The organism is Chitinophaga sp. Ak27, assembly GCF_012726295.1.
Classification (GTDB): Bacteria; Bacteroidota; Bacteroidia; order Chitinophagales; family Chitinophagaceae; genus Chitinophaga.
This window is the reverse complement of record NZ_JABAOB010000001.1, coordinates 1,819,890-1,832,039: the sequence shown is the minus strand read 5'-3', so window position 1 is coordinate 1,832,039 and position 12,150 is coordinate 1,819,890. Positions and strand designations below refer to the sequence as shown.

At 47.0% G+C, this 12,150-nt stretch carries 3 protein-coding genes; 1 reads left to right on the top strand and 2 read right to left on the bottom strand.

The features are described 5' to 3' along the window. Window positions 1-59: 59 nt before the first annotated feature. Window positions 60-791, bottom strand: a complete 732-nt coding sequence (locus HGH90_RS07180) for a pyridoxine 5'-phosphate synthase (RefSeq protein WP_168762324.1) — start codon at window positions 789-791, stop codon at window positions 60-62. Window positions 792-951: 160 nt separating this feature from the next. Further along, window positions 952-2,280, bottom strand: a complete 1,329-nt coding sequence (gene ahcY / locus HGH90_RS07175; protein ID WP_169190731.1) for an adenosylhomocysteinase — start codon at window positions 2,278-2,280, stop codon at window positions 952-954. Between the two features lie 490 nt (window positions 2,281-2,770). On the opposite strand from ahcY, the gene HGH90_RS07170 reads away from it, so the two are divergent. Further along, window positions 2,771-12,127, top strand: coding sequence for a Calx-beta domain-containing protein (locus HGH90_RS07170; RefSeq protein WP_169190730.1), 9,357 nt, complete (start codon window positions 2,771-2,773; stop codon window positions 12,125-12,127). Window positions 12,128-12,150 lie beyond the last annotated feature (23 nt).

Genomic DNA, 12,150 nt, shown 5'->3' with positions numbered 1-12,150 from the left:
AATATTCGCAATAATCATTCGCTACGATAGCTTTTTGCTTTATGCTTTCGGCTTTCCGCTTAATCTACCAATTGTCGTTTGTAGAGTTGGATGGTATTTTCCAGTCCGAAATAAAGGGCATCTGCAACGAGGGCATGCCCGATAGATACTTCTTTCAGCTGGGGAATGTGGAGCTTAAAGAAACGGAGGTTATCTAGATTCAGGTCATGTCCTGCATTGAGGTCCAGACCGATGGCGGATGCTTCTTTAGCGGTGTTTTTATAATCGTTGAAGAGCTGCAGATTTTGTGGTTGCGTGCGTGCGTTCGTATACTCTTCCGCGTAAGGGCCGGTGTATAATTCAATACGATCGGCTCCTGCACTTTTAGCGCCCTCCACTTTGCTGACATCCGGGTTGAGGAAAATGGATACGCGGATGCCGGCTTTTTTTAATGTACCGATTACTTCTCTTAATTGCGATTGATGTGCAATGGTATCCCAGCCGGTGTTAGAGGTGATGGCATCCGGCGGATCTGGCACCAGGGTGCATTGGTGCGGCTTCACGGCCAATACCAGGTCCATAAAGTCTTTCGAAGGATAGCCCTCAATATTGAATTCTGTAGTCACCAGTGGTTTCAGGTCTCTTACATCCTGGTATCGAATATGACGTTCATCTGGTCTGGGGTGAACGGTAATGCCATCGGCACCGAAGCGTTCGCAATCCTGTGCCACTTTTAATATATCCGGAAGATTGCCACCGCGGGCATTGCGCAGGGTAGCAAACTTGTTGATGTTTACGCTCAGCTTTGTCATGCTGCAAAAATACTGAAAAAGCAGTAAGCAAACTGTAAATAGCCAAAAGCTTAAAGCATAAAGCGAAAAGCTATTGTGGAGAATGATTAAAGCGAATTTAAATACTCGCTGAGTTCTTCTCCACAATAGCTTTTCGCTTTATGCTTTAAGCTTTTGGCTATTAGTATCTGTAATAATCAGGTTTGAACGGACCTGCTACAGGAATACCGAGGTATTCAGATTGAGCAGAAGTGAGGACATCCAGTTCTACGCCAATTTTCTTAAGATGTAAGCGGGCTACTTTTTCATCCAGGTGTTTAGGCAGCACATACACTTCGTTTTTGTAGTTTTCTGAGTGCAGCCACAGTTCCAGCTGAGCCAGTACCTGGTTGGTGAAGGAGTTACTCATTACGAAAGACGGGTGACCGGTAGCGCAACCGAGGTTTACCAGGCGGCCTTCAGCCAGGAGGATAATGTCTTTACCATCGATGGTATATTTATCTACCTGTGGTTTGATTTCTACCTTAGTATTACCGTAGTTTTTATTTAACCAGGCTACATCAATTTCAATATCGAAGTGACCGATATTGGAAACGATGCATTTATCTTTCATCAGTTTGAAGTGTTCGCCGGTGATGATATCGCGGCAACCGGTAGTGGTAACAATGATATCTGCTTCTTTTACGGCATCGTTCATTTTCTTTACTTCATAACCTTCCATTGCGGCTTGTAATGCGCAGATAGGATCAATTTCAGTAACGATAACGCGGGCGCCTGCACCTCTCAGTGATTCAGCAGAACCCTTACCCACATCTCCGAAGCCAGCTACAACAGCTACTTTACCGGCAATCATCACATCAGTAGCGCGACGGATCGCATCAACGCAGGATTCGCGGCAACCGTATTTGTTATCAAATTTAGATTTGGTAACGGAGTCGTTGATGTTGATAGCGGGCATTGGTAAAGTACCTGCTTTCATGCGCTCGTATAAGCGGTGAACGCCGGTAGTGGTTTCTTCACTCAATCCTTTGATATGCTGGATAAGTTCAGGGTATCTGTCGAAAACCATGTTGGTGAGGTCACCACCATCATCCAGGATCATATTCAGCGGGCGATCAGGGCTGCCAAAGAACAGGGTTTGTTCAATGCACCAGTCAAATTCTGCTTCGTTCAGTCCTTTCCAGGCAAATACAGGGATACCGGCAGCGGCAATGGCAGCAGCGGCGTGGTCCTGTGTAGAGAATATGTTGCAGGAGCTCCAGCGCACCTCGGCACCGAGGTGAACCAGGGTTTCAATTAAAACAGCTGTTTGAATAGTCATGTGCAGGCAACCGGCAACGCGGGCTCCCTGTAATGGCTTGCTGTTACCGTATTCCTCTCTTAAAGACATCAGGCCAGGCATTTCTGCTTCTGCCAGTTCAATCTCTTTACGACCCCAGGCCGCCAGAGACATATCTTTTACCTTGTATTCGAGGCTAAAGTCAATGTTTGATTTTGCTATTGTTGACATTCTGAATTCTTTTTTGCAAATCTAGGGTTATTTTAACTTTTAACATAATGATATGGCCCTGGCTCCTGTCACAGGAAACTTAAATTTTTGTTAACCACTGCGCCTATTTTTCCCTGATCCGCCCTAATAATTTAATTTGATTTAATATAAATAATATTATAAATTTGCTAATTAAAATATATGATTTTATATCTAATTGTTTGATAATATGCCACAGGTGGAAGGGTATAGAATAATTATAGAAATCATAAAAAGTGCCCTAAGAGCGCTTGAATATCCCTCTACCCAAAGATTTGAGATATATAGAAAATTGCCGGCGGCTGGTTTTTCAGTTATAACAGCGGAGTAGAATAGTATTAGCGCAGCCGGGAGAGCCAATTAGAGATTCGCATATAGGGTTTTACTAAGGACTGTTTCCACATTTTTTGACTAAAAATCTATATGTATAAATAGAAATTTACGAACTTATATGTTACTCCTTTCCCATCCTATGAAATCGACGAAGCAAGGTATGCCCCTTCGTATCTGCCTGTTTATGAAGAAGGTAGGGTACCTGGCGATCATTTTTTCCCTCATCACCGTTGGAGTATATGCACAGCAATTCCCGATAATTATTAATCCTACCGGGGGAACATCGGCCAACAGTGAACTGAAAATACAGATCAATGCCAACGGTACTTACCAGGTATTCCGGAAGGGAAACACTGAAACCGGATTTGCAGATCCCTATGATTCTACTACCCTGGGAATAAAAACGGCATTTAAAATAGAGAACGTTTATACAGGAAACCGTACGGAAGATCCACTACCCGTTACGTTTTGTGAAGCCTCTGACATTATGGGTACCGGTACCACCGCCGACCCTTATAAAGTTTGCCTGGTGGGGAAAACATCTTATGCCGACGGTAGCACCGTGGTTAACGATGCCACTGTATTGATGACGATCAGCTACGATCGTTCCAAGACTTATTTTCTCCTTGATTATACTTTTTATAATAACCTGATCGGACAACAGGTACATCTCTTTTTGAGTGAATACCTGGCGATGCAGGACCCTTTGGCCCCATTAGGCCCCATAAATGCTAATAATACCTGGGCGGTGAGCTACCGATTGCCTGTGGGTTCCGCTACTCCCAGCGTAATAGGTTTTTATAGAAGTGCCAGCGGCGACAATAACATGGATCCTGCCGGCACCCCTGGACCACTATCTCATACTTATCATGCTTACAATACGTTTAACTCTTTTTCCGCCGTATCATCATGGGATAGAGAAGCTACCAACGGGTTTAACCTGTTGAATAATTTTGACGGAGGTGGCGTGAATACATCCAATAAGGGGTTGGGAGCTGAGGTGTATATGGGACAAAAACCCGATAATGCAGCGATTGGAACCAGAGTAGCCATTGATTATGAAGATAATAAAGCGCCCTCACAGATTATCCTCACCGGTGGAGCACCGCTCAGCACGGGTACCCGGCCCATTACCCTGTCTTTTGAAAAAGACTCCGTGAGCGGGCCTGAAAACAACAGCGGAAATATTTCTACCGCTGTTATCAATGTAAAAGTAGGCGCAGCTACTGTTATCACCGCTCCACTATATATTAAAATGGAAGTGGCGCCTCCAGCCGCCGGTGAACAGCATGTGGCCCAGCAAGGAACAGACTACCTTTTTACCGGCGCCTATATGATCCCCGCAGGCACTTATGCTGCGAATCAGCTGATTCAGTTGCAAAATATCCGCATTATTGGAAATGATGTGTTGGAATACAACCGGCATATGACCTTCCGCCTGGTACCCATGCCCTGCAACCAGCTGGTAAATATTTCCGGGAGAACTACCTGCACATACACCATTGTAGACGATGAGCCAAGAAATATCACCCTGAGTGCGCCGGCAAAAATCCTGGAAGGTACCAGCAACAATATGCGTGTAACCCTGCCTCCCGGCGTATTTGCTTCGGAACCAGCCACGGTGGACCTGACACTGGACGCCGGTACAGTAGCCACCGAATTAAAAGATTTTACTTTTCCTCACCAGGTGACTATTGCCAAAGATTCCAACGGTGTAAATATTCCGGTATTGGCGGTAAAAGATAGTGTGCTCGAAAATGATGAACTCATAAACTTCAAGGCACAGGCAACTGTGATGGGACAGGTGCAAACATCCACCAAGTCCTTGCTGATACAGGATGCTACGCGATTAGATGCTACCCTTACCACCATCTCCCTGGCAAAAGATGCACCGGCGCTGTTAAAAGAACCGTATAATGGACAGGTGACAGCTACGTTGCCATTTAATGTTACTACCGACATCCCCATCGATATCACTCTTACCCGGGATAATGCATCTATCGCTACCGTAGACGATTATACGTTATCCGCTACGGCACAAATTCCGGCAGGTGGACATAATGTTCCTCTTCCATTTACCATCGTAGATGATAGTAAAATAGAAGGTACAGAATCACTTATTTTAGCTATTTCCGCTACTGATCATATAGCGGGGACTACTTATACTGCTGCACCAGATACTACTCAAATACTGGATGCGCAGTTGCCCATGACTGCACCGATCGTGTTACATCTTTCTGCCATCTCAATTAATGAAGGAACATCTGCTAATGTGTGGGCAGAACTGCCAGCCAGCTTATCCACCCAAATCCCGGTTAAAGTGAAATTTGCCCGTGGAGGATCTTCTACCGCCGCTGCCGGTACTTACGACTTTCTGGTAGATTCGGTGACTATTCCCGCCGGGGCTACCATTTCCAATAAAATCAATATCAACACCACTACCAACCAGGTATTCGATGATACACGCGACCTAGTACTGGTAGGCTGGACACCAGATAACGGTATCCTGGTAAAAGACAGCCTGAAGTTGACCATTACCGATGCCACCGATGCTACGCAGAAGAAACTGGTAGTAGCGCCGGTAAGCTATCACCTCAACGAAGACGACAGCACCCGCTTTACCATTGCCCTACCCGCCGGTTACACTTCTGCTAAAGATGTTATCATTAACCTGGGAGTAGGCGCTGGTACGGAAGCAGCTGCTACTGATTATACCCGTTTACAAACCAGTATCAAACTGCCTGCTGGCGCGGCTTCTCCGTTTACCACCCAGTATGCGGTTATTGCTACCACGAAAGATAAGATCATAGAAAAGGATGAACGCCTGGCGCTCACGGTGGCTGCTGCCGGTTACACCGTAGCCGATACCGCGATGATCATCGATGACGTTACCCGCCGAACAGCGGCTAATACAGCGATCACGTACACACTCTCAGCTACTGGTGTAAATGAAGGTACCACGCCTGCGATCAACTTTAATTTGCCAGCCGGTGTCACTACAGAAATACCGATTAAGATATCTTTACCTTCCAATGTGGCTACGGAAACGGCTACCCGCGGAACAGACTATGTACTGCCTGCCAGCTTTACCTTTAGCAGTGGAGGTACCGGTTCAGCTACACTCGATGTGAAAGCCGACAACCTGGTGGAAGATGTGGAAAAGATCAGCATCACGCCATCGGCGAGCGACGATTATGGTACGGCTACTTATGCCTTTACGCCTGCTTTATTTGACCTGAATATTAATGACGCGCAATATCCTTTCCCTGCCGGTGACTCTGTGTTACTGACCAGCGTACCGGATACCGTATTAGAAGGAAACAATGTACAGATCACCGCTACCTTCCCGCATGGTTGGATTGCCGGTAAAGACTGGACAATCACCCTGGCGAAAGATGCGGTGAAATCAACTGCGGCTGATAGTCGCCATGGTACCGTGCCTGCGAGCATTACTATTACTAAAGCATCTAACTCCGGCACCGCTACTTCTACGGCGTTTAATACCACTACCAATAACGTATTTGACGATGATGCCATTCTTGCAATCAATGGCAATGTAGGTAATACCAACATGCCGGCTAAGACTGCCAGCGTATATATTAAGGATAATACCAACCCTGCCCAGAAGAAATTGGTAGTAGCACCGGTAAGCTATCACCTCAGCGAAGACGACAGCACCCGTTTTACCGTTGCCTTACCCGCCGGTTACACTTCAGCCAAAGATGTAGTGATCACCCTGGGAGTAGGCGCTGGCAGCGAAGCAGCTGCTACTGATTATACCCGTTTACAAACCAGTATCAAACTGCCTGCTGGCGCGGCTTCTCCATTTACTACCCAGTATGCGGTTATTGCTACCACGAAAGATAAGATCATAGAAAAGGATGAACGCCTGGCGCTCACGCTGGCTGCTGCCGGTTACACCGTAGCCGATACCGCGATGATCATCGATGACGTTACCCGCCGAACAGCGGCTAATACAGCGATCACGTACACACTCTCAGCTACTGGTGTAAATGAAGGTACCACGCCTGCGATCAACTTTAATTTGCCAGCCGGTGTCACTACAGAAATACCGATTAAGATATCTTTACCTTCCAATGTGGCTACGGAAACGGCTACCCGCGGAACAGACTATGTACTGCCTGCCAGCTTTACCTTTAGCAGTGGAGGTACCGGTTCAGCTACACTCGATGTGAAAGCCGACAACCTGGTGGAAGATGTGGAAAAGATCAGCATCACGCCATCGGCGAGCGACGATTATGGTACGGCTACTTATGCCTTTACGCCTGCTTTATTTGACCTGAATATTAATGACGCGCAATATCCTTTCCCTGCCGGTGACTCTGTGTTACTGACCAGCGTACCGGATACCGTATTAGAAGGAAACAATGTACAGATCACCGCTACCTTCCCGCATGGTTGGATTGCCGGTAAAGACTGGACAATCACCCTGGCGAAAGATGCGGTGAAATCAACTGCGGCTGATAGTCGCCATGGTACCGTGCCTGCGAGCATTACTATTACTAAAGCATCTAACTCCGGCACCGCTACTTCTACGGCGTTTAATACCACTACCAATAACGTATTTGACGATGATGCCATTCTTGCAATCAATGGCAATGTAGGTAATACCAACATGCCGGCTAAGACTGCCAGCGTATATATTAAGGATAATACCAATCCTGCTCAGAAGAAGCTGATAGTAGCGCCAGTAAGCTATCACCTCAGCGAAGATGACAGCACCCGCTTTACCATTGCCTTACCCGCCGGTTACACTTCTGCCAAAGATGTAGTGATCACCCTGGGAGTAGGCGCTGGCAGCGAAGCAGCTGCTACTGATTATACCCGTTTACAAACCAGTATCAAACTGCCTGCTGGCGCGGCTTCTCCGTTTACTACCCAGTATGCCGTTGTTTATGCAACGAAGGATAAGATTATTGAGAAAGACGAACGCCTGGCTATTACCGGTACAACCGTTACTGGTTATACTGTAGCCGATACGGCATTGATCATTGATGACGTTACCCGCAGAACAGCGGCCAATACGGCGATTACGTATACGCTGCCTGCTACCGGTGTAAATGAAGGCGCCGCGCCCGCAATCAACTTTAATTTGCCGGCCGGTGTAACTACAGAAATACCGATTAAGGTATCACTGCCGTCGAACGCCGCTACAGAAACCGCTATTCGCGGAACAGACTATGTATTGCCAGCCAGCTTCATCTTTACCAGTGGTGGCACCGGTTCAGCTACGCTGGATGTGAAATCGGATATCCTGGTGGAAGATGTGGAAAAGATCAGCATCACGCCATCGGCGAGCGACGACTACGGCACTGCTACCTATACCTTTACACCTGCATTATTTGACCTGAATATTAATGATGCGCAATATCCTTTCCCTGCCGGCGATTCCGTACTGTTGACCAGCGTACCTGACAGTATCAACGAAGGTGGTAGCGCCGTTATCACCGCTACCTTCCCGCATGGATGGAAAGCTGGAAAGAACTGGCAGATCAGTTTACAGAAAAACGATCCAGCCTCCACTTTCCCCACCGCGCGCCTGTCCGGACTGCCGGCTACGATTACCATCTTAAATAACCAGTCATCCGGCAATAGCGGCGCCATTACCACTACCGTAAGCCCGCTGTTGGACGATGAAGGAACGATCGTAGTAGATGGTAATAAAGGAAATGCCCAGATGCCGGCCACCACTACCGCCATTTACGTTAAAGATATCACGCAATTGCAACCAGGTGCCCGGAAGATTACACTGACGCCGGATGCTACCCTGGTGCCGGAAGGCAATAAGGTAATGGTAACTGTATCTACGCCTTATGCCTCTACGAAAGATGCAACTATTCAAATGGCGGTCGACAACAGTCAAACTACTGCCAGCAACCCGGCCGACTTTACGCTGTCTGCTACTTCCTTTGTGCTGCCGCATGGCCAAACAACGGCTACTTTTGAACTGTTGCAAACCAAAACCGACCCCGTACTGGAAACAGATGAAACGGTAACCGTCAATGCTATCGTAAATGGCTACACGGTGAATAACCTGCCATTGAAGATTAAAGACCTGACCAGAACGAATGCCGCGAATCTTCAACTAAATGTAACCTTCTTCAAATCACCGTTGGCTGAAGGCGACAGTGGGGCCGTGACAATCAGCCTGCCAACCGGCATTACTACCGTTGTACCTATCAAAATACAGTTGCCACAAACAGGAGGTACTGCAGAGGCAGGACTGGATTATGTGCTGCCAGCCAGTGTAACCCTGAGCAATGGTAACAGTATAGTGACCAGCGTGAAAATTAAAAACGACAATTTCACAGAAGGGCCTGAAACCATCACGCTGTCGCCAGCGGCATCGGACGGTATCAGCAACTACACAATCGCGATACCTACACTTACCATACAAGATGATCCGCATCAGTACCCGTTGCCGGCGCCTATTGTTATCAACAGCACTTTAGCGGCTATTGATGAGGGTGGTACCGGGGCTTCACTGAGCGTGCAGTTGCCTAATAATCTGCAGGCCGGTAAAGATATCGTGGTACATATTAATAAGGACAATACATTAAGTACAGCGGTGAATAGCGACCACAATGCGTTACCATCTCCTTATGATATTACTATCAAAAAAGGAAGTAACGTAGGTACTAACGCTTTTGTGCTGCAGGCATTAAGTGATAAGATCCTGGAAGATGATGAAACCGTGGTGTTGGCGGGTAATATCACAGATCCTGTTTTCAGCGCCAGCGTTGTAAAAGATACCACCATTACCATCAAAGACAGAACGCATGATGATCCAACCACCGGCTTTATCCACCTGACGGGCATCACGCCGGGAACACATGTGCTGGAAGGTAATACCTATAAGATGAATGTGAGCCTGGCGCCTGGTGTTACCTGTGGAAAAGACCTCACCGTAACGCTCAACACTGGCAGCAAGTCTGTGGCCACAACCACCGATTTTGATAACCTGCCGGCCACCGTAGTGATTAAAGCAGGTGATCCGGGAGTAGATTTCACCTTCACTGCTAAGACAGATTTTATACTGGAACAACCGGAAGCATTATGGATAGTGGCCGAACCACAACATTTCGTGGGAATGAAAGGCGATTCTATGGCTGTGACCATTGATGATGCTACCAGGCTGGACCCGGAGAACCTGAAAGTAACCATGCATATTGACTCTTCCATAGTTCATGAAGGTAGTGGCAGCGCAGTTACTATTGGCTTTGCTGCCAGCCAGATTACCTCTTCAGAAGATGTGGTGATCAATATCAATAAGGATATTGCTTCTACTGCCGATAATGCTGATTATAGCGGTATCCCGGCGCAGGTAGTATTAAAAGCAGGTACGCACAATGAGGCCTACCAGCTGAAGATAACAGATGACCAGGTACTGGAGGGAGATGAACAGCTGCAATTTGCGGTGCAGCTGGGTACCGCCGGATATACGGCCGTACAACCAGGTGTGGTGTTTATTCCTGAAACAGGCGATATGCGGGTGTTGCTACAAAAAACGGCCGACGCCGCAGAGCCTGCTACCAACGGTGCTTATACACTGAAACTGCCAGGTAACCTGACTGCTGCCGCCGATGTTAAAGTGGTATTTTATGTAAGCAGTATCATGGGCACTACCAACATAGCGCCGATACAAACATCTGCTGTGATACCGGCTGGGCAAAACAGTGTATCCGTACCTGTAAATGTGATAGATAATAAAATTATTGAGGGAGATGAACAGGTCCGTATATCGCTAATGCTGGCCCAGATGAAGCGGTTCAGTAAAAATATAGCGCTGGATGTAGATGATAAAGACACAGTGGCCTTAACTGTTCACGATGACGAAGGCAATTCAGCTGGTCGACAGATGGCTATTACCAAAACAGCCGATGCATCTGAACCTGCTACGTCAGGATTCTTCCGGGTACAATTTGCAGATACGCAGTTGTCGGCCGCCAAAGATGTGAATGTATACTATACCATTGGTGGTACAGCGGTAGCCGACAGCCGTTACCAGAAATTGAGCGGAACCGTATTAATTCCCGCCGGTCAACATGGTGCGGATATTAAGGTAGACCCGATTGACAATAATATTGTTGAAGGAGATGAAAATGTGCAGGTGCAGCTGGCCACCGTTACCAGCACGATCCAGGGCGTAACCTGGCCATTATCTGCTAATACAACGGCCGACGTGGTGATTCACGATAACGATACCCTGATGGTGGAAATATCTACCGCTCAAACAACCGTAGCCGAGGGCGCCGCTATACAATTCACGCTGCAATCGCCTGCTACTGCAGCACATGACGTTCCTATCCGGATTCAGATTGCCCAGGATGCTGCCCGTACATTTACGGCTGCTGAAGGCACCGTTAATGGCAACATCGTTACCATTAACATGCCGGCGCTGACCAAGCAACATACGTTCACCATCACTACCAGTGATAATGATATCAATGACGATGATGGTTACCTGAAGGCCAGCATCCTGCCATATTTGCCAGCTTCCAGCTCGCTGATATATAAGCCTGGTGTAAAAGATACGGCCAGGGTAGAAGTAACGGATAATGACCCATTAACACTAGTATTTGCTGCTGATAAGTTCAGTGTGAAAGAAGGTAATATGGGAGAAAATACGCCACTGTACTTCAATGTACAGTTGAGTCGCAAAAGCTCCCGGCCTATTACCATCAACTATGACTTTGAGGAGTCTACCGATGGCGTTTCCTTCCCGTTCATGGATTTCAAAGCTACGCCAGGAAAAGATTTCGATAATACGATCAAACAAGCGGTGATAGCGCCGATGCAGACCATTGGGCAGATAGCGGTAAACATTATTGGAGATACCACTTTTGAGCAGAACGAAACATTTATTGTGAAAATGAAGACAGTGACCGTGCCTTCTGGTCAGCATACACCAACGATTGCCAGTCCTGATAAAGCCACCGGCGTTATTCTCAACGATGATGCTATGTGTAAAACCTGCGATACAGATGGAGATGGACTCACAGATGAGCAGGAGGATATCAACAAGAATGGTGATCCATTTGACGACGATACTGATGGAGATGGTATCCCGAATTTCCTGGACCTGGATTCTGACGGCGATGGGGTGCCTGATTCGGTAAGTAAGTACAATCTCGACCAGAACAAGCATATCGATTACCTGGATGGTAAAGATGGTAAGATCCGCGTACATCCGGCTGTTTCTCCCAACAACGATGGACAGGGCAACGATGCGATGTATATCCAAAATATTGAGAAGTATCCGAATAATGAAGTAGTGATATTCAACCGTTGGGGTGGCACTGTATTTAAGCTGAAGAACTATGACAACAAGTCCAATAATTTTAGAGGAAAAGCCAATGCGGGTGGTAATGTAGGAAATGATGTACCAGACGGTTCTTATTTCTACAATATTGAAATCACTACGCCGGAAGGCAAGAAGGAACGCTATACCGGATTTATAGTTATAAAACGGTAATAGGCTGACGGAACAACAATTAA

Coding starts and splice junctions, on each gene's coding strand:
- HGH90_RS07180 (WP_168762324.1), bottom strand. CDS start 791: ATGACAAAGCTGAGCGTAAACATCAACAAGTTTGCTACCCTGCGCAAT.
- ahcY (WP_169190731.1), bottom strand. CDS start 2,280: ATGTCAACAATAGCAAAATCAAACATTGACTTTAGCCTCGAATACAAG.
- HGH90_RS07170 (WP_169190730.1), top strand. CDS start 2,771: ATGAAATCGACGAAGCAAGGTATGCCCCTTCGTATCTGCCTGTTTATG.